This is a genomic window from Pedobacter paludisoli (assembly GCF_052344095.1).
Taxonomy (GTDB): Bacteria; Bacteroidota; Bacteroidia; order Sphingobacteriales; family Sphingobacteriaceae; genus Pedobacter.
Map to the genome: position 1 here is coordinate 82,405 of NZ_CP179926.1, position 18,899 is coordinate 101,303.

Consider the following 18,899-nt stretch of genomic DNA (forward strand, 5'->3'; position numbering starts at 1 on the left):
TCAGAAAATTCACAGGTTAAGCGAAATATTTCTTAACCTGTGGATTTTGTTTAATTCGTGTTGACTAATTTTTGCGCACGATACAAGTTATCGGTTGCTTGTAAAATTTTATTCTTCAATCTAGGACTGTAAGTAGGATGGGCCGATAAAAAATTGGTAACTATTTGATACGCTGTTTTGCTTTGATAGGTGCCAAAAGTAGCTTCTAGCCAATGGTCTGGAAAAAATATATCACCAGTTTTTTGTATTTCTTCGAGGAGGTTTAAGCTTTCTTCCAAATGAATAATGGAGTAGGTTTGACGAAGAGGATGATTTAAAAAACTTAATGCTGTGCCAACCCATGCTTCTTTTTGGCGGTTTTGAACATTGCTTAAACCATTAAAAAAACGATCGCGGATGGTTGGCTCAGGTGATAAAGCAGGCATAATAAAGCTTAACCTTGCTTTTCTGTCAACATTATTAATTCTTTCGAGTTGAGTGGGTAATACCGAAGTTGCTGTGTCGTTTTTTAAAGCGATAGTTAAGGCCAATGACGTATAATCATCTTCAAGCAGTTTGATTCCTTCTGGCGCTTTTTGGTTTTTCCATATAGCATACATCAATGCACTGGCTTTATTAGAAAGATAAATGTTTTGAAAGGTTTTAAACACCACTTTTTTGTTATTTGCTAATGTTTGCTTTTCACATGTTTTCCATAAGGTATTTTCTAATTGCCCCACAACGGATGAACGATCTTTCGGTGATAGAAAGTTCCAATATATCGTGCCAATGTATCCGCCTAAAAGGCTTAAATTCATTTCATTTTCTTCATTTTCAATGCTTTTGCTGAATGTTTTAAGTAGCTCAATGGGTGTATAAACTTTTTCAGCAAGCATATTTTCATAAGCATTTATATAGGCCGTTGCACGTTGTAGTGGACTTTCAAGTTTATATTCATTCCCTTTTAAATTTTTGTCTGTTGGGAAAATGCCATAACCCATTCCATTTGCGTTAAATAAAATGTACAAAGGTTTAGGTAGATCCAGCGCTTCCGTCAGTTGCAAGCTTTCTCCGAGCATGTTTACAGGGAGGACTTTTGTACTTTGCGGATAAATCAGTTCAACGGTAAAGTTTTGAGGCCAAATGCTCTTTTCATTTCGCTCCGCTTGTTGGATTAGGGTAAAGGTGCTAATTTTTCCTCCTTTAAAGTCAATATTTGCCTCAAAGATGGGTCTCCCGGGCTGATTTACCCAAACTTTATTCCATTCGTTTAAATCGGCTTTGCAGTATTTCGAGAGAATCGCAATTAAATCAGGCCACGTGGCATTTTTGTTAGCATACGTACTCAAATATTCCCGAATGCCCTTTTGGAAATTTTCTTCACCCATTAAAAATTCCAATTGACGCATCATAATTGGTGCTTTATGATAGATAATATTACCATACATGGCGCCGGCATCTTTTAAATTGTCCAATTGTTGGCGGATTGGGTTGGCTCCTTGTGTACGGTCGGTTGAATAAGCATTGGGATGATGATCCTGAAGAAATTTTAAATTGAAGAGTTCTTCTCCCATTCGTTTTTTCGCTACTTTGTCGGCCATGAAATTGGCAAAAACCTCTTTCATCCATACATCGTTAAACCATTGCATAGTCACTAAATCGCCAAACCACATGTGTGCCGTTTCGTGCGAAATAAGATTTGAACGGCTATTGTATTGATTCTTGGTGGCGCTGTTATCTAAAAATAGGCTCGAAGCTTTGTACTCAACTGCTCCCGGATGTTCCATGCCTCCGAATTGGAAATCCGGGATAGCCACAAAACCTACTTTTTGAAAGGGATATTTTATACCTGTCCATTCTTCTAAAAAGGTAAAAGCATCATCATGCGCTATTAGAACAGAATCTGTACTGGCCTTTATTTTTGCTGAATCTGTTTCGCGGTGTAGAAATTCATAGTTTCTGCCATTCAAAGTCTGATTAATTTTCGTAAATCTCCCGGCAGTAAATGAAAATAAGTATGTGGGTAATTTATCTGAATTTGCGAAATGAAAAGTAGTTGTGGTTTTGCTAGTGATGGAATCTTTTTTCGGCGCATTTGCCAGAACATTCCAAGTTTTAGGAACGGTTAAGCTGAGGAGAAAATTTGCTTTTAAATCGGGTTGATCAAAACAAGGGAAAACCGTTCGTGCTCGCTCCGGAACGAATAGGGCATATACATATTCATCGTTTCGGTTTAACGATTCATTTCCAGCTGTAAATTGAATATCAACTTTATTACGTCCTTTTTTTAAAAGCTTTGTCGGAATGATTATATGTTCATTTTGAAGTGAAATGGCTGTTTTTTTTCCATTTACAAGAAGTGATTTTACATATTCAGGGCCCTGTTTAAAATCTATTTGCAGTGGTTGATCGATGTTTTTCAGGTCAAATTGAATACTTTCTTTGGCGGGGATGGGTGCTTTCTTGTCTGCTGGAATAGTAAAACCTAATGTGTATTGAATCTTTGAAAAGGCAGTACTACGATAGCTGGCCAATTCAAGTGAAACACCGTTTTCAATCGGAACTCCTTTTTTAGTTGTTTGAGCTTGGGAATTAAAAGCAAGAAGGGCTAAAAAAATGCTGTAAAAATAAGTTTTCATAGTGGTTAAATTGGCAAGTATATACGTTTAAGCATTGTTCAAGTAGAACAGTTTCCTTGAAAATCAAAAATGCTAAAAATTACTTTTATAGGGATGTCTTTGCAACAAAAAACGATTGCTAAAATCGACAAATTAGAAATTAAATTTATCTTTCATCCCAAAAATACCCATTAAACCGCCCGTATGAAGCGCTAAAATTTTTGCATCTGCAGCTATCTCTCCTTTTTTTTGTAGGTCATGGATGGCGTAAAACATTTTGGCGGTGTAAACAGGGTCTATTAAAACGCCCGTTTGCTTGCTGAAGAATTGTATAAATTGGAAGAGTTCTGGGGTAGTTTTAGCGTATCCACCAAAATGATAATCCAGGTGAACGTGCAAGTTCTTTTCGGTGCCGATGCATTTTACAATTTCATCTTGAATAAAAGTTGCACCTTTTAAAGCCGGAATAATGTGTAATTGAGTGGGTAATACATGTTTGAGCAAGCCTTTTAATAAACCGGCGCCAGTAGTTCCTGTTCCGGCCGCACAAAAAATATAATCATAGACTTCAGGAAGTTCATCAATAATTTCACTGCAACCTTCAATGGCTTCATCAGAGGCCCCGCCTTCATCAATAAAAAAGGCATTTGGGTTTTTAGTAAAATATGCATCAAATAAAGCTTGTTTGTTTTTGTACTGCTCACGCTCAGTAAAAATGAGCTCCATACCATACAGTTTACAAAGAAGTAAGGTTTCGTTTTCAACTTCATCACCACGAACAAAAGCAGTAGCCTTTAACCCCGTTTTTGCCGTAGCTGCGGCAGTAGCCAATAAATGATTAGAATAAGCGCCACCAAAAGTTACGAGATGATTTTTTTTCTTTTCTGCCGCGCTCTTTAAAAGGTATTTCAGCTTTCGCCATTTATTGCCTGAAATGTACGGGTCTATTAAATCGTCTCTTTTTATGTAAAGCGATTTAAAAGGTGGTAGATGCAATTTTTGTACGGGGCTGTATAGAATTTCAAACACCCTCAAAAATAAAAAAACACTTATTAAAATAAGTGTTTTCTTGTTTCAATTACTTAAAATATATTTTCCGCATCAAATACGGAAAGAAATTAAGTACAATCTTTACGTTCGTTGTAAAATTTTTCATAGTATAATCTTTAGGTATTAAATGATTAACAAATAACAAGCCAAAGTTTACTCATGCATAATTTTGATTGGTGAATTAACATAACCTTAATTTATATAGCGTTTAATTTAATACACGGCAAAAGTAATTGCACATACAGTTGTGTGGTATTTTTTTACACCAACCCCCCAAAAAAAAGGGGTGAAATTTATTTTTTTCAATCGAATGATTCAGTCAAAATCTTAGCGTTAAAAGTTTATTTTTGCAACATGGAAAATGCGGTCGAGTTGCAAGAGTCAGAAGAACAAGAATTATATGAGCATTATAAGATAATTGTCGATAAAGGACAGTCTTTATTGCGTATAGATAAGTTTTTGATGGTTCGCATTGAGAATGCATCGCGCAACCGCATACAAAATGCGATAGATGCTGGTAATGTGTTAGTTAACCAAAAACAGGTCAAATCCAGCTACAAGGTCAAGCCATTAGATGAGATTTCTATTGTGTTGCCTCATCCGCCTCGGGATACAGAAGTGTATCCGGAAGATATACCGCTCGATATAGTTTACGAAGACAATGATTTACTGGTGGTTAACAAAGTAGCGGGTATGGTGGTACATCCCGGCTTTAATAATTATACGGGAACTTTAGTGAATGCGTTGGCTTTCCATTTCGAGCAATTGCCGCAGTTGCCCGGCAATGATGGGCGCCCTGGCTTGGTGCACCGTATAGATAAGGATACATCTGGACTTCTGTTGATTAGTAAAAACGAAAAATCGATTACCCATTTGGCAAAACAATTTTTCGATCATAACATTACGCGTAAATACATTGCGCTTGTTTGGGGCGATGTAGAAAACGATGGTACCGTAACCGGATACATCGGGCGAAGCGCCAAAGATCGCCGTGTAATGGACGTGTATGACGACGAAGAGAAAGGAAAATGGTCTGTAACCCACTACACTGTTTTAGAACGGATGGGCTATGTAACCTTAATTAGCTGCCAACTCGAAACCGGCCGTACGCATCAAATTCGTGCGCACATGCAACATATTGGCCATCCTCTATTTAACGATGCTATGTACGGAGGCGATAAGATTTTGAAAGGAACCACGTTTAATAAATACAAACAATTTGTAGATAACTGTTTTGAATTGTTGCCTCGCCAGGCCTTACATGCTCAAACATTGGGTTTTATACACCCTACGACAAAAGAATACATGCATTTTGAATCGCAACTGCCGGCCGATTTTACGGCAGCATTAACTAAATGGAGAACTTATACCGCTGGCACTTAATTTATGTCTCAACCCTATCTTTTATTTAACGATGAATTCCATTTAGCTGATGCACCACTTTTAACGGCCTCTAATCGCGGCTTTAAATTTGGCGACGGATTGTTTGAAAGCATGCGAATGATTAACCATACGCTGCAATTTGCAGATTTACACGCCGATCGTTTAATTGCCGGAATGAAAGCCCTAAAAATTGACGGCCATGCCTTAATGGACAATTATTTTCTTCGTCAAAAGACAGCAGATTTAGTAAAGCGCAATAAATGGAATGGCAATGTACGCTTTCGCTTATCTGTTTATAGAGGAGGTGCAGGTGTGTACACTCCAGAAAACAATACTGCAAATTATGTGCTCGAAGGAATTCCTTTAAAAAGCAATAAATACGAAATAAACAGCAAAGGACTCATTGTAGATGCCTATGATGAGATGACCAAGCCCATCAACAAGCTGTCCAATTTTAAAACGTCTAATGCCTTGTTGTATGTAATGGCCGGACTTTTTAAAACACAAAATCGTTTGGATGAGGTCATGATTTTAAATCAGCGAGGCTTTCTCTGCGAAAGTATTAGCGCCAATGTGTTTGTGGTGTACGATAAGAAAATTTATACGCCAGCACTAAGTGAAGGTTGTGTGGGAGGCGTGATGCGCACTGTGGTAATGCAATTGGCCAAAATGAATAACATTCCTTTAATTGAGGCACAAATCAATCCCGAAATTTTAAAAGAAGCCGATGAAGTTTTTATTACCAATGCCACACAGGGTATTCAGTGGGTAATGGGGTATGGCCGAAAACGCTATTTTAACGAGATTACGAAATTTTTAGTAGAGAAGTTAAACCTCACAGGTTTTTAAAACCTGTGAGGTTTGTAAGGAAGTATTAAAAACGCATTCCTCTTAAAAAGTCTTCAACAGGCATTCTTTTTTTACCCTCATACTGTAAGTCGGTAATTTTTAAAAATCCATCTGCTGTTGCGTATTTTAAATATGTTTTGCCATCGCTTAAAAAGTCTCCAGGTTGAATGCTGGGCTTTTCATCAATCACTTCCGCATTAAAAATCTTGAGTGTTTTATCGTTTAAAAAGGTGAAGGCCGTTGGATACGGGCTTAAACCTCTTATTAAGTTGTAAACTTCTTGAGTGGTTTTGTTCCAATCAATTTTGCAATCTTCTTTAAAAATTTTAGGAGCATGTTTTAATGTCGCATTTTCAGGTTGCGGTTGCTCCGTATACGTTCCATTTTCAACTGCTTTAACTGTTTTTACAATCAAGTCGGCACCAATTTCCATTAATTTATCATGCAACTCACCCGCAGTTTCATCATCGTTAATAGCTACACGTTCGCTTAAAATAATATCGCCGGTATCAATTTCATGTTTTAAAAAGAAGGTTGTAACGCCACTTTCTTTCTCGCCGTTAAGGATAGCATGATTAATTGGAGCGGCCCCGCGATACTGTGGTAATAAAGAACCGTGTAAATTGATAGTACCTTTAGCAGGCATGTTCCAAACAATTTCGGGTAGCATTCTAAAAGCGACTACAATTTGCAAATCGGCATTAAAAGCTTTTAATTCTTCAATAAATGCAGGGTTTTTAAGTTTTTCGGGTTGTAAAACCGGAATCCCTTTTTCAACAGCGTATTTTTTTACGGCACTTTCACTTAATTTTTGTCCACGTCCGGCCGGTTTATCGGGTGCTGTAACCACGGCAACAACATCAAAATTGGCTTGTACTAATGCATTTAAAGAGGCTACGGCAAAATCGGGCGTACCCATAAAAACTATTTTCATATTGTGCTGTTCTTTTAAAAAAAATGATTAACAACTGGCCGACACCAACTAGGTTGTAGTTTCCAGTGGTTAAATTCTGTGGTGCAAAATAACTAAAAAATAAATTATCCCGACAGGTAAAAATGGTGCAAGGAAAAGAGGTCGTTCAAGAAAATGGTTTGGTTTATGTCACCGATTCGATGCAAGGCATACACCGAAAAGGTACTGCAGGTAGATTTTACTATATCGACAGTAAAGGAAACAAAATTACGAACGCGAAGGATTTAGAACGTATAAAGAAACTGGTTATTCCACCTGCCTGGCAGAATGTGTGGATTGCTACCAAACCAAATGCGTATTTGCAGGTGACGGGTATAGATGCAGCTGGTAGGAAACAATATAAGTATCATATTAAGTGGACTAGCAGACGCTCGGATACCAAATATTTTAGGCTTTTGGAGTTTGGAAAAGCATTGCCAAATGCCCGAGAATTGCTGAAAAAAGATTTGCGACGAAAAGCTTTGGATGAACGTAAAGTATTGGCTATTTGTGTTGATGTGCTTCAAAAAACTTTTATTCGTGTTGGTAATGAAAGCTATAAACAGCTGTATGGATCTTTCGGTTTAAGTACCTTGCAAGATAAACATGCTAAAATAAGCAACAACACCCTCAGCTTAAAATTTATAGGGAAAAAGGGGGTGAAGCAAGACTTAATCATAAAAGATAAGCAGTTGGCTCAGTTGGTGAAAAAATGCCGCGATATTCCCGGTCAACAATTGTTTCAGTACTATACAGAGGGGAAAGAACGCAAAGGAATAGATTCTGGAAAAGTCAATCAATATATTCGCGAAATTACCGGAAGCGATTTTACTGCCAAAGATTTTAGAACCTGGGGAGGAACTTTAGAGGCTTTACGGCAATTTGCCAAATGTGGCCTTGAGAATTCTTCTGCTGAAAACCCAAAGAAAGACATTATACGCGTGCTCGATTGCGTTTCTAGTAAACTGGGTAATACTCGTGCCGTTTGTAAAAGTTCGTATGTACATCCCTTATTAATTCAGGCATACGAAAACAATACCTTGAATGGCTATTTGAAAAAAATGAACAACAAAAAGAGTATTCGTAAAGCAGGTTTAGATCACGATGAGAAAATCTTACTGTTATTTCTAAAATCGAATGTAGCTTCTTAGCGGTGGTCTCGCGGCAAAAATTACATTTCAGTTGAACTCCATTTGCCACTGAAACGAGATTATTCGGAAACAAAGAAATTGGTCTTGGTGTTTTAAAAGACCTTTTCTTTAAGTTTTGTACTAAAAATAAGCAACATTATTCCTTTGGCGCATCTTTAATCGGGTGTACTGGTTGTTCACTTTGTTCGCGCGTTTTTGCCGGATTTTTAGATTTAGGCGCTTTGTTTGGCGTGCTATCATTAGGTTTCCGAACGGTTTTATGATCAACAGGTTCTCTACCTTTTGGTACTTCCTCTTCGTAATTGCTGCCAGGCTTATCACTTTTTTTCTTTGGACCGCTCATATTTTTGCTTTTTAAAATTCTATTGGTCATTTTTTAATCGATAGCCAATAGACTCCATGTATTTAAATACTAACAAAAAAGAACAAATCTTGTTTGAAAAGGCTAATTATACAATAAATACTTTTTGCGCATGGTTTTGTATTGGCTAAGGCCGGGTTCCCAACTGGCACGAATTTCTTTCTCCGTTTTGCCTGCGATGATTTGTGCTCTAAAATCGGCAACTCCTACTAAACGCTCAATGGTTCCCATTTCTTTACTCAATTTGCTATTGAAAAAATCCTCCTTTTTAGGCGATGCCTTGTACAATTCAATAATCCAAGCCAAGTTAATGGTTTTCGCTTGACGTAATTTTGCCGTATCGTATGTTCTTAAATCCAATCCGTAGCAAACCTGATCTTGAAACAAGGGGGTTTCGGACATGCCTTTAATGCTTTTTGGTGTGTAACTGAAATTAAATTTACCTTTCAAATAAGGAGCTCCTACTACGGTAAAAGGAAATTGTGTGCCACGCCCATGATTTAAATAGGTGCCCTCAAATAAACACGTGGTAGGATATAGTAAAATAGCTTGTTGGGTATTTAAGTTCGGTGATGGTTTTACCGGTAGGGTATACTCCATGTCGTGGGTGTAATTTGTATTTTTTATGATGGTAATTTTGCATTTTATTTTGTTTTTTAACCAGCCTTCGCCATTTAACATTTGCGCATATTCGCCTACCGTTAGTCCGTGAGCAATAGGAATGGGCTGTACACCAATACCCGATTGGAATTTAGGGTCTAAAATGGGACCATCAATTAAATATCCATTCGGATTAGGACGGTCTAAAATGAGCAGTTCCTTTTTGTTTTCTGCGCAGGCTTCCATCACATGTTGTAAGGTATTAATGTAGGTGTAAAAACGGACACCAACATCTTGAATATCAAAAATCATGATATCCACATCAGCCAAATCTTCGGTTGTAGGGGTATGGTGTTTTCCGTATAACGATATAGCTTTAATTCCTGTTTTGGCATCCACACTGTTATCGATACTCACGCCAGCACTTGCATCGCCTCTAAAACCATGTTCAGGACCAAATATTTTAACCACTTTAACACCCAGTTTTAATAAGCTATCTACAGAGGTTTGCTTGCCAATGATAGAAGTAGGGTTTACCACCATACCTACTCGCTTTCCTTTTAAAAGTGGCAGGTATTTTTCGGTTTGTTCTGCGCCCGTTTTTAAACCATTAGGAGCCTTCACAGCGTCTTTAATCATGGAATTATTTTTATTTGGGCCTTTGCGTCCAATCTCTTGTTGATCCAAGGGTTTAGGTTGCTGACCACAGGCAGAAATGCTGATTAAAGTACTTAAAATTAAGCCGAAATATTTTTTCATTTTAAAGAAAGGGTTAGATAAAGTGTAAATATAATTTAATTTGAGTGTATATGGTTTTGCCTAAGCAATAAAATGGATACAAAATATTTGCCGATGCTATTTCGCATTAGCTTTTTTATTATCCAATTGAAATGAGCATTTTTGTTCTTCATCAAATTTAGCAACTTGAATTTCGAATATTTCATAGCGGGGCGTATAGCCATAAAATCAGAACGTACTTTTTCAAAGCTAATTGTGCGCATTGCAATTGCCGGGGTAATGCTCAGCTTGGCGGTTATGTTGCTTTCGGTGGCTATTATTAAAGGTTTTAAAACGGAGATTCAAGATAAAGTACGTGGATTTTTAGGCGATGTTCAGATTACGCGCTTAAGTAATAATAGTTCCTATGAATTGTCTCCTTTTGAGCTCGATGCGCGTACAGTGCAGCTTTTAAAGAATAACCCCAATATTGCCTATTTCTATCCATTTGCTACCAAGCCAGGTATTATTTCGGCAAACGAAGAAATTGAAGGAATCAATTTTAAAGGGGTAGATAAGGATTATCGATGGGATTATGTTAAAAAGCATTTAATTAGCGGTCGTGTTATCAATTTTGCTGATAGCGCCGCAGCAATGCAAGAGCTGCTGATATCGGATTTTACAGCCAAACGTTTAAAGCTTAAAACGGGCGATAATTTCATCATGTATTTCGTGCAAAATCCACCACGAAAGCGAAAATTTAAAATCGTAGGTGTTTACGACATCGGGGTAGAAGATATTGATAAAACATTTGTTTTAGGCGATATGAACATCGTTAAACGCTTAAACAATTTGGGGCCAACCGAAGTTGGAGGCATTGAAATTAAAATAAAAGATTTTTCTAAACTGGATGCTGTAGCCGAGGACATTTATACCAGTTTGCCAACCACACTTCGCTCATTTTCTATTAAGGAAAATTTTCCAAACATATTTACTTGGCTGAGCCTGTTGGATATTAATACACGTGTGCTGTTGATTTTAATGTTGATCGTAGGCGTAATTAACATGATTACCGCTTTATTGATTATGATTTTGGAGCGTACCAACATGATTGGTATGTTGAAGGCTTTTGGGGCTACCAATGCCAGTATCATGCGTATTTTCTTGTACAATGCGGCTTATTTAATTGGAATTGGCTTAGTGTTGGGAAATGTATTAGGCTTAGGTTTAGGCTTTTTTCAGCAAATGACCCATGTTTTTAAGCTCGACCAATCTTCTTATTTTTTGGCGTATGTGCCAATAGAATTTCATTTGGAGGATATTCTTCTGTTGAATGTGCTAACGGTGGTTGTGTGCCTGGGTATTTTAATTCTTCCGGCATTCCTCATTAGCAAAGTATCCCCTTTGAAGGCCATTCGCTTTAAATAAAACTATACGGAAATCCAATCAACGCCTTCCATATGCGAAATGAAATCGCTTCGCGGAGAAAGATTTAAGTAGGGATAGGTCACTTTTGATAAATATAGTCCGGTAGGGTGTGCGGGATCTAAAAGCTTCGGTGTTTCTAATGAAATGAGCAGGTGTTCAAACTCCTCAACGCTCATTTCGTTTTTGCCAACTTTTAGTAATTTACCCATTAAAATGCGAATCATTTTACTTAAAAAACGGTTGCTAGCAATGTGAAAGCGCATTCTATCGCCTTTGGCATTGATGAATAAATCAGCTTCCATTACGTTGCAAATGGTATGCTCGTATTTGTTGGGCGTGGTGCAAAATGCACGATAATCTTTGTATTGCGGCAATAAATTAACCGCTTGCTTCATTTTGCTGAAATCGAGGTTGGGAGCGAGGTAAAAAGAACTTTGGTTATTTAAAAAAGGGTCTTTATAGGTATGTAGAAAGTAATCGTATTTGCGTTGAACAGCATCAAAACGCGCATGTTGCAATCCGTTCATGCGAATGATATCAAAAATAGCAATATTATCCGGTAGGGCTTTGTTTAAGCGAAAAGCTAAATCGTACTCAAATTCGGTTTCTATATCCGCGTGAAAGAAAAACTGACTGGCGTGTACGTGTGCATCAGTTCGGCCACAACCAATGATAGGAATAGGAGATTTGAAAATTCTAAAGAGCGCTTTTTCGATAACCTCTTGAACGCTAACAGCTCCCGGTTGTTTCTGCCAACCATTATAATGTAGGCCGTTATAGGCTATGTGAAAAAAGTATCTCAAAAAAATAAGGTTAATATTTATCGGCTTTGCCTGCTAATTTAAAGGAATTAAAACCTCGACAATTTTACGTAAAAAACCAGTATAAAAATATTAAATCCTATTTTTGTGTTCGAAATTTTTGGAATGAATCAACTTATTTGTCCTTGTGGAACGGGTTTAAATTATGCAAACTGTTGTCAGTTGTATCATTTAAATATGCGTTTTGCACCTACAGCCGAGGCCTTAATGCGTTCGCGCTACACAGCATTTGTGATGCATGAAGGTGATTATTTGGTCGATACGACACACGTAAGCAAGCGTCAAGGAAATTTGAAGAAAGCCTATTTAGCGAGCGCAAAAAACACTAAATGGCTCCGTTTGGAGATTCTATTGAGCGATTTTGATACTGTTGAATTTAAAGCGCATTATGTAGATAGTAAAAATAGACCGGCCGTATTGCATGAAAAATCGAACTTTCGTTTAGAAGATGGAAAGTGGTACTACCTGGATGGTCGATTCTATTAAAAACTAGAGTTTCTTGGCTTCGTTCCAATATACATCCATTTCAGCAAGAGTCATGTCGCTTAAGGCTTTTCCGTTTTCTTTTGCTTTACTTTCCAAGTACTGAAAGCGTTTAATGAATTTTTTATTGGTTTTTTCTAAGGCGTTTTCGGGGTTGATATTGATGAAACGCGCATAATTTATGAGTGAAAACAGTAAATCTCCAAATTCAGATTCGGCTTTTTCATTGTCGATAGCACTATTCTCTTGTACATTGAATTCGTTTTTAAACTCTTCTAATTCCTCTTCAACTTTATCCCATACTTGATTTTTATTCTCCCAATCGAAACCTACTCCGCGAGCTTTTTCTTGAATTCGAGCGGCTTTCACTAAGGCGGGTAGAGAAGCAGGAACACCTCCTAAAACAGATTTGTTGCCTTCTTTTAGTTTTATTTGTTCCCAATTGCGTTTTACATCCTCTTCCGTTTCTACATTGACATCACCATAAATGTGTGGATGGCGGTTAACTAATTTGTCGCAAACGCCGTTTAAAACATCGGTTATGTTAAAAGTGTTGGTCTCGGATGCAATGCGCGAATAAAATACCAAATGCATCATGACATCGCCCAATTCCTTTTTTATTTCATCCATGTCCCCATCTAAAATTGCGTCGCTTAGTTCGTATGTTTCCTCTATGGTTAAATGACGCAAGGTTTCCATGGTTTGTTTTTTATCCCAAGGACATTGTGTACGTAAGGTATCTAAAACGGTAAGTAGTCGTAAAAACGCATCAGCTGGATTGTGGGCAAAGGCTGGAATTGGGTGGTTGGGCATAATAAAAGTGTTTAAAGGGCAAAAATATCAAAAAAAGATTGGGTATTTAATCGAATGATTTATTCCGTTTTTTCGGGTTTTATTTCTGCTGAATGATCCTCGCCCATGAGTAAGCCCCAGGGTTTTAAGTGGTCTGTTCTATCAAAAATAATTTTAAGCATAGCCAAATACGGGATGCATAAAAACATTCCAGAAATGCCCCATACCATTTCGCCGATTACAATGCCTACGAAAGCAATTAAAGCATTGATTTTTACTTTTGAACCTACAACCAAGGGCATTAAAATATTTCCATCGATGGTATGAATAAAGATAAAAGCGATGAGTACGAACAACACTTTTGAGAGGCCGGCAGTTGCCAAGGTAATGAGACAGCTTACAACTAAAGCGAAAAGTATTCCCAAGTAGGGAATGACGTTGAAAATTCCTGCAATTAAGCCCAATAAAACCGAATATTTTATACCTAAACAGGTTAAAATAATAATGGTGATACTTGCTACAATTACCATTTGCAAAAATAATCCGATGATGTATTTTTTGATAATGAATTGAATTTGCAACACAATATCGTTGACTTTTTCTTTATGCTCCTCTTTAATGACCGTGATTAAAAAGGTAACTAAAACCCGGCGGTAATTGAGCATGAAAAAGGTAAAGAGCAAGGTGAAAGCTAAAAATAATAACATCGACGACAGTGTAGCTAAGGTAGCGGTTATAATTATTGCGCTGGTGGCCAAGGCTTTTTCGGCGCTATCGTTAATGTAGGTCATTTGTTTCTCGTCGTTAATGCCTAATGAGTGGGAGAGCCAGTTTTTAAGTTCGTGGTAAGATTGGTCGCCTTTTGCTTTTAATTGCGGCCATTCGGCCCATAAAGCGCTTAATTGATTACTGAAAAAATATAAAATGCTACCGATTACCACGACCATTAATACGACGGAGGTGGTGGTGGATAAACTCCTTTTAAACTTGAATTTTTTTTCTAAAAAATTGGCTAATGGATAAAGTAAAATAGCCATTAAAAAGGAAAAAAGAAGTGGAGCAAGTAGCGTTTGTCCTAAAATGGCGATGTAGGTTAAGCTGATTAAACAGAATAAAACTAATGCAAGCTTGGGTAAGAAGGCTAATTTTTGGTCTTTTATAATCATGTTTTATAGGCAGATGAATGGTTAATTTTAATAGATAGACTTAAAGATAATAGATTATTTTTACAATTTGCGGGGTTTTGTGCTTGATTAGCAGAGTTTTTTGTTTCTAAACCCGACCGTAGCGGGATGCCCAGCCTTTTTTAGGCTGGCAGAAGCGGGGGCGGGACTTTTGTAAGCGAAGTATTACTGCTTTTGCTTTTCTCCTTTTTTAATTGAACATATTTTGATCTTAAATCAGGTTTTTGATCGCACGCAACATTTCTCTTTTTCCAGGTGCTCCGGGTAGTTTTTGTATGCTGAAGCCATTGGCTTGTACCGCTCGTTTCAATTTTCCTGTAATGGCATAGGTAACGAAAATGCCCCCAGGTTTTAAGAAGCTACAGGCATGGGCAATGATTTCGTCGCTCCACATTTCGGGTTGATGTTGTACCGAGAAGGCATCGTAATATAACAGGTCAAATTTTTGATTGGTGTTATACTCTGCTAAAGTGGTATGTGGAATTTCGAGCTGGGCATTGGAGCCTATTTTTTCAGGACCTTTTAAAGCTGCATCGTACGCTGCGCGATAGTTTTGCCAAATTTCTGTAGGAACATAGGCTGCATAACCTGTTTGTTCAATAATATCGAAGGAAAGCGGAAAAGCTTCAATACTCGTATACTGAAGCTGAAGGTTGTTTTGTACGCAATAATCGAGACTGAGAATAAAATTTAAACCGGTGCCAAAACCGACTTCCAAGATTGCTATTTCTTCCTTTTCTTTGCTTGCAAAGGCTAAACCTGCTTGTATAAAAACATGTTTGCTTTCTTGTAATGCGCCGTGTTTACTATGGTAGTGCTCGCCAATGGTTTCGTTATAGAGTGTGTTGGAACCGTCGGCTGTAGGAGTCAATATGTTCATCTTGTAAAAGTAGAGATTTCATTTTTAAGTTTTTGGGTTTATATGTTAGCTTTGTGCAAACATTATTAACGTATAAGCCTTTGTTTTATGGATATCGAGCGTTTTAGAGAATACTGCTTAAGTTTGCCCGGCACTACTGAGGGGATGAAATGGGAGCACCTATGTTTTATGATAGAAGAGAAAATTTATATCATTATTGCTTTAGAAGAAGGGCCGAGTTTTGCAATTAAATGTAATCCAGAAGAATTTGATGAATTAGTGGCTCGACCAGGAATTAAGCAAGCATATCATCTTGCTAAACGCCAATGGATTGGTTGCGAAAGCTTGGATGTTTTTAATGAGGTAGAATTGAAGGCGCGTGTTGCTGAATCAAGAGCCTTAGTGTTGGCAAAATTGCCGAAAAAAGTACAAGCTAAATACGCTTCATAAGCGTGTGCTACAAACATCCTGTAATACGCGATGTTTGTAGCACATTTTGCCAATTATTGTTTAGTTTCTGGCGCTTTTTCGGATTTCTTTTGCTGCAATTCTTTTTGCATATCTAAATTGAAAATGAATTGCTCTTGTATGGTAACCAATTTTTTAGACGTTTTATTAATGTCCTTTCCTTCCTCTGACCACAACGGTGGATAAAAGTTGTACACCTGATTACCGTCTAGCTTTGCGATGTACTTATCCCAGGTTGACCACCGTAAGCCATTGTAGAATTTGGATAAATCACTATCGAAACAAAAAATCATAAATTCTCCGTAACCAGCGCCAAGCGGTTGCCAGTTTAAGGTGTTGGGTTCCAGATAATAAATGTTTTTGATGTCTGTGCCCAATCCTCCAAAATTAATCGCAAAAAAACCACCCACCGCATCGTCTGCAATTAATAAATAGGGGATGTTGGTGTCGCCGTAATTGGCAAAGGTTCTTCCTTTGTTCCATTCGGGTACGGAGCGATTTAAGCGTTCACTACCAGAACCTAAAATACGAATCCAACCATTATCGACTAAAATACCGCCTGTATTGTAAATAACAGAACCGAGTGTGGAATAGGTGTTTAGTTGCGATTGATATAGCGCTTCTTTTGCTTTGGCAGAATCAACTGGTAAAATTTCTACTTTATTTTTAGCAGAATCAATCCATTTTTGAATCAAAGGCCATGCCGGATCTGTTTTATTAATTAATTCTTCAACTGGTTTTAAGGTGTTTTGGGCGCTGGCATTTAGCGTATAAACAGAAAGTGCTAGTAGCAGGCAATTGATAATTTTTTTCATAGATGATTCAAATATAGAATGAAAAACCTGATATAAAAAAAACGCCCCAACTTTTGGGGCGCTTCGTATAGGTTTGAGTTTCCTCAAAGGATGATATTTTTGATGTGTTACCACATTCTTATTCTATCTTCTGGTTTTTTGTATAATTTATCACCAGGTTTAACATCAAAGGCTTCGTACCAAGCATCCATGTTTACAGGAGCACCGATGGTACGGTATGGACCTGGAGAGTGCGGATCTGTCTTAATTAATTGAGCTGCCGATTCTGGCAAAATATTTCCTCTCCACACTTGTGCCCAGGATAAGAAAAAGCGTTGATCTGGGGTAAAACCATCAATTTTTTCGTTTCCTTTTCCTTGCTTCGTCATTTTGAAAGCGGTATATGCGGCATTTAATCCCCCTAAATCGCCAATGTTTTCGCCCATGGTTAATTTACCAATTACATGAACGGTATCTAAAACTGTGTAGCCATCAAATTGCTTACCTAAAGCAGCGGTTTTTTCTTCAAATTTCTTGCGGTCTGCATCCGTCCACCAATTTTTGAGTGTTCCAGAAGCATCATACTGACTTCCACTATCATCAAATCCATGACTCATTTCGTGACCAATAACGGCGCCAATACCGCCATAATTTACCGCATCATCTGCATTTGGATCGAAGAATGGGAATTGTAAAATCCCAGCAGGAAATACAATTTCATTTAAGGTTGGGTTGTAATAGGCATTTACAGTAGGCGGGGTCATGCCAAAACGTTTCCGATCCAATGGTTTATCCAAATTGCTAATCATGTCATTGTATGACCAAATACTCGCATTTTGTAAATTTTGGAAATAAGTAGTTGGGGTAATTTTTAAACCATCGTAATTTTTCCATTTATCAGGGTAACCTACTTTTGGTGTAAAAGCATGTAATTTTTCTAAGGCTTTTTTCTTGGTTTCATCGCTCATCCACTCTAATCCTTTAATTCTAATTTCGAATGCTTTGCGTAAATTGGAAATCATTTCATCCATGCGGGCTTTTGCCTCTGGTTTGAAATATTTTGCCACATACAATTGCCCTAAAAGCTCGCCAACGGTTCTATCGGTTAATAACGACATCCGTTGCCAGCGTGGAGTTTCTACTTTTTGTCCGGTTTGAACCTGGTTAAATGCAAAGTTTGCCTTCACAAAAGGAGAGCTTAAATCAGAAGCGGCGCTTTTTAAAACATTCCACTCTAAATAGGTTTTCCAATCTTCTACCGAAGTCGATTTTAATAAACCGTTTAACTGGCTCAAAAATTTAGGCGAAGAAACCATAAAGGTGTCTTGTGGCTTAATTTTAAATTTGCCTAAGTAATCTTTCCAGTTAATTTCTGAGGTTGTTTTGTTTAATTCGGCTAAGGTAAGTTTGTTGTAGGTTGCATAGGGATCGCGCATCTCTAAGCGACTCATTTGCGCCGCTGCAAATTTTGTTTCCAGTTTTAGAACAGCGGTTGCTTTAATTTGAGCTTCTTCGGCAGTGTATCCCACCAATTTAAATAGCGTTACTAAGTACGTGTTATAGCCCTCACGGATTTGTTTGCTGCGCGTATCGTCTTTTAAGTAGTAATCACGATCGGGAAGCGTAGTGCCCCCTTGACCAATGTTTACCATGTTTTTGTTCACGTTTTTACGATCAGGGCCCACAGACAAGCCAAACATGGCGCCACCCAAACCATTTGTACGCAAGTACGCAACCTCGTTTAAAATATCGTTGAGGTTTGTTAGCTTTTTAATTTTATCTAATTCAGGTTTAATAGGTGTATAACCTAATTTTTCTATGGTTATACTATCCATTGCGGCGGTGTAAAAGTCGCCGACTCTACGTTTTACCGAACCTGCAGGGGCAGATTTATCAGCGGCAGCTTCTTCTACCAACGTTTTAACTGCGTTGATGTTAAAATCGCGTAGTTGATTAAAGGTTCCCCAACGTGTTTCTTTGGCCGGTACTGGGTTTTTCTTTACCCAATTTCCGCTGGCGTATTGGTAGAAATCGTCTCCGGGCTTAACAGAAGTGTTCATGTTTGCCGGATCAAGATACTTTTGTGTTTGAGCATTTGCTGTAAAACTTGCGGCTAGAATGCCCAAAGCCGCAAAGTATTTTTTCATGTTTTCGTATTTCATTCGCTTAGTAAGTTAGCTAATAGCGAAAATTAGGAAATACAGCTTAATATTTGCACAATATAATAGAAATATTACTTATAGAACCAGTAATAAATTTTGGCTAAGCCGAGGCGTCTAATAAAGTCAGAAGGCGAGAAAATCTCTTTTATCGATTTCATGGTTGCAGTTTTAATATGTTATTAACATTTTTTAACACAAATTATTGTGCGAAATTCATTTTTTTTCTTATTTAGATTAATTTTTTATAG

At 37.6% G+C, this 18,899-nt stretch carries 17 protein-coding genes; 6 read left to right on the forward strand and 11 right to left on the reverse strand.

Features of this window, described 5'->3' with window-relative positions; genetic code table 11:
• Nucleotides 1-50: 50 nt before the first annotated feature.
• Nucleotides 51-2,618: a M1 family metallopeptidase gene (locus ACJVDK_RS00295; RefSeq protein ID WP_443938324.1), complete on the reverse strand. Its 2,568-nt coding sequence runs from the start codon at nt 2,616-2,618 to the stop codon at nt 51-53.
• Nucleotides 2,619-2,750: 132 nt separating this feature from the next.
• Nucleotides 2,751-3,593, reverse strand: a complete 843-nt coding sequence (locus ACJVDK_RS00300; protein ID WP_443938325.1) for a 1-aminocyclopropane-1-carboxylate deaminase/D-cysteine desulfhydrase — start codon at nt 3,591-3,593, stop codon at nt 2,751-2,753.
• A 408-nt stretch (nt 3,594-4,001) separates the two neighbouring features.
• On the opposite strand from ACJVDK_RS00300, the gene ACJVDK_RS00305 reads away from it, so the two are divergent.
• Both ACJVDK_RS00305 and ACJVDK_RS00310 read left to right on the forward strand, forming a co-directional pair.
• Nucleotides 4,002-5,030, forward strand: a complete 1,029-nt coding sequence (locus ACJVDK_RS00305; RefSeq protein WP_443938326.1) for an RluA family pseudouridine synthase — start codon at nt 4,002-4,004, stop codon at nt 5,028-5,030.
• A 3-nt stretch (nt 5,031-5,033) separates the two neighbouring features.
• The gene (locus tag ACJVDK_RS00310) at nt 5,034-5,879 is read left to right on the forward strand and encodes an aminotransferase class IV (protein ID WP_443938327.1); all 846 of its coding nucleotides are present in this window, start codon (nt 5,034-5,036) and stop codon (nt 5,877-5,879) included.
• Nucleotides 5,880-5,904: 25 nt separating this feature from the next.
• Here the strand turns inward: ACJVDK_RS00310 and fmt are convergent, their stop codons facing one another.
• On the reverse strand, nt 5,905-6,813 hold the full coding sequence (gene fmt, locus ACJVDK_RS00315; protein ID WP_443938328.1) for a methionyl-tRNA formyltransferase: 909 nt from the start codon (nt 6,811-6,813) through the stop codon (nt 5,905-5,907).
• Between the two features lie 122 nt (nt 6,814-6,935).
• Between fmt and ACJVDK_RS00320 the strand changes: the two genes are divergently transcribed.
• The gene (locus tag ACJVDK_RS00320) at nt 6,936-7,982 is read left to right on the forward strand and encodes a DNA topoisomerase IB (RefSeq protein WP_443938329.1); all 1,047 of its coding nucleotides are present in this window, start codon (nt 6,936-6,938) and stop codon (nt 7,980-7,982) included.
• Between the two features lie 136 nt (nt 7,983-8,118).
• On the opposite strand, the gene ACJVDK_RS00325 is transcribed toward ACJVDK_RS00320, so the two are convergent.
• Both ACJVDK_RS00325 and ACJVDK_RS00330 read right to left on the reverse strand, forming a co-directional pair.
• Nucleotides 8,119-8,355, reverse strand: coding sequence for a hypothetical protein (locus tag ACJVDK_RS00325; RefSeq protein ID WP_443938330.1), 237 nt, complete (start codon nt 8,353-8,355; stop codon nt 8,119-8,121).
• Between the two features lie 72 nt (nt 8,356-8,427).
• Nucleotides 8,428-9,582 carry an exo-beta-N-acetylmuramidase NamZ family protein gene (locus ACJVDK_RS00330; RefSeq protein WP_443940018.1) on the reverse strand — a complete coding sequence of 385 codons (1,155 nt, stop codon included), beginning with the start codon at nt 9,580-9,582 and terminating at the stop codon, nt 8,428-8,430.
• Between the two features lie 285 nt (nt 9,583-9,867).
• Here ACJVDK_RS00330 and ACJVDK_RS00335 point away from each other — a divergent pair, with 285 nt between their 5' ends.
• Nucleotides 9,868-11,088, forward strand: a complete 1,221-nt coding sequence (locus ACJVDK_RS00335; RefSeq protein ID WP_443938331.1) for an ABC transporter permease — start codon at nt 9,868-9,870, stop codon at nt 11,086-11,088.
• A 2-nt stretch (nt 11,089-11,090) separates the two neighbouring features.
• On the opposite strand, the gene truA is transcribed toward ACJVDK_RS00335, so the two are convergent.
• Nucleotides 11,091-11,891: a tRNA pseudouridine(38-40) synthase TruA gene (gene truA, locus ACJVDK_RS00340; RefSeq protein ID WP_443938332.1), complete on the reverse strand. Its 801-nt coding sequence runs from the start codon at nt 11,889-11,891 to the stop codon at nt 11,091-11,093.
• Nucleotides 11,892-12,014: 123 nt separating this feature from the next.
• On the opposite strand from truA, the gene ACJVDK_RS00345 reads away from it, so the two are divergent.
• Entirely contained in the window at nt 12,015-12,395 is a 381-nt protein-coding gene (locus ACJVDK_RS00345; protein WP_443938333.1) for a YchJ family protein, read from the forward strand.
• A gap of 3 nt (nt 12,396-12,398) precedes the next feature.
• On the opposite strand, the gene mazG is transcribed toward ACJVDK_RS00345, so the two are convergent.
• The 3 genes from mazG to mnmD form a co-directional block, all read right to left on the reverse strand.
• The gene (mazG, locus tag ACJVDK_RS00350; RefSeq protein ID WP_443938334.1) at nt 12,399-13,205 is read right to left on the reverse strand and encodes a nucleoside triphosphate pyrophosphohydrolase; all 807 of its coding nucleotides are present in this window, start codon (nt 13,203-13,205) and stop codon (nt 12,399-12,401) included.
• 59 nt (nt 13,206-13,264) lie between these two features.
• Nucleotides 13,265-14,350, reverse strand: coding sequence for an AI-2E family transporter (locus tag ACJVDK_RS00355; RefSeq protein WP_443938335.1), 1,086 nt, complete (start codon nt 14,348-14,350; stop codon nt 13,265-13,267).
• 229 nt (nt 14,351-14,579) lie between these two features.
• Nucleotides 14,580-15,248, reverse strand: coding sequence for a tRNA (5-methylaminomethyl-2-thiouridine)(34)-methyltransferase MnmD (mnmD, locus tag ACJVDK_RS00360; protein ID WP_443938336.1), 669 nt, complete (start codon nt 15,246-15,248; stop codon nt 14,580-14,582).
• An 87-nt stretch (nt 15,249-15,335) separates the two neighbouring features.
• On the opposite strand from mnmD, the gene ACJVDK_RS00365 reads away from it, so the two are divergent.
• The gene (locus tag ACJVDK_RS00365) at nt 15,336-15,677 is read left to right on the forward strand and encodes an MmcQ/YjbR family DNA-binding protein (protein WP_443938337.1); all 342 of its coding nucleotides are present in this window, start codon (nt 15,336-15,338) and stop codon (nt 15,675-15,677) included.
• Nucleotides 15,678-15,730: 53 nt separating this feature from the next.
• Here ACJVDK_RS00365 and ACJVDK_RS00370 read toward each other — a convergent pair whose 3' ends face one another.
• Nucleotides 15,731-16,510, reverse strand: coding sequence for a DUF2625 domain-containing protein (locus tag ACJVDK_RS00370; RefSeq protein ID WP_443938338.1), 780 nt, complete (start codon nt 16,508-16,510; stop codon nt 15,731-15,733).
• Between the two features lie 107 nt (nt 16,511-16,617).
• Nucleotides 16,618-18,651, reverse strand: a complete 2,034-nt coding sequence (locus ACJVDK_RS00375) for a M13 family metallopeptidase (RefSeq protein ID WP_443938339.1) — start codon at nt 18,649-18,651, stop codon at nt 16,618-16,620.
• Between the last annotated feature and the right edge of the window lie 248 nt (nt 18,652-18,899).

Bases quoted from the DNA above. Each gene is read 5' to 3' on its own strand.
- ACJVDK_RS00295 (WP_443938324.1), bottom strand. From the start codon at position 2,618: ATGAAAACTTATTTTTACAGCATTTTTTTAGCCCTTCTTGCTTTTAAT.
- ACJVDK_RS00305 (WP_443938326.1), top strand. From the start codon at position 4,002: ATGGAAAATGCGGTCGAGTTGCAAGAGTCAGAAGAACAAGAATTATAT.
- ACJVDK_RS00310 (WP_443938327.1), top strand. From the start codon at position 5,034: ATGTCTCAACCCTATCTTTTATTTAACGATGAATTCCATTTAGCTGAT.
- fmt (WP_443938328.1), bottom strand. From the start codon at position 6,813: ATGAAAATAGTTTTTATGGGTACGCCCGATTTTGCCGTAGCCTCTTTA.
- ACJVDK_RS00320 (WP_443938329.1), top strand. From the start codon at position 6,936: ATGGTGCAAGGAAAAGAGGTCGTTCAAGAAAATGGTTTGGTTTATGTC.
- ACJVDK_RS00325 (WP_443938330.1), bottom strand. From the start codon at position 8,355: ATGACCAATAGAATTTTAAAAAGCAAAAATATGAGCGGTCCAAAGAAA.
- ACJVDK_RS00330 (WP_443940018.1), bottom strand. From the start codon at position 9,582: ATGATTAAAGACGCTGTGAAGGCTCCTAATGGTTTAAAAACGGGCGCA.
- ACJVDK_RS00345 (WP_443938333.1), top strand. From the start codon at position 12,015: ATGAATCAACTTATTTGTCCTTGTGGAACGGGTTTAAATTATGCAAAC.
- mazG (WP_443938334.1), bottom strand. From the start codon at position 13,205: ATGCCCAACCACCCAATTCCAGCCTTTGCCCACAATCCAGCTGATGCG.
- ACJVDK_RS00355 (WP_443938335.1), bottom strand. From the start codon at position 14,350: ATGATTATAAAAGACCAAAAATTAGCCTTCTTACCCAAGCTTGCATTA.
- mnmD (WP_443938336.1), bottom strand. From the start codon at position 15,248: ATGAACATATTGACTCCTACAGCCGACGGTTCCAACACACTCTATAAC.
- ACJVDK_RS00365 (WP_443938337.1), top strand. From the start codon at position 15,336: ATGGATATCGAGCGTTTTAGAGAATACTGCTTAAGTTTGCCCGGCACT.
- ACJVDK_RS00370 (WP_443938338.1), bottom strand. From the start codon at position 16,510: ATGAAAAAAATTATCAATTGCCTGCTACTAGCACTTTCTGTTTATACG.
- ACJVDK_RS00375 (WP_443938339.1), bottom strand. From the start codon at position 18,651: ATGAAATACGAAAACATGAAAAAATACTTTGCGGCTTTGGGCATTCTA.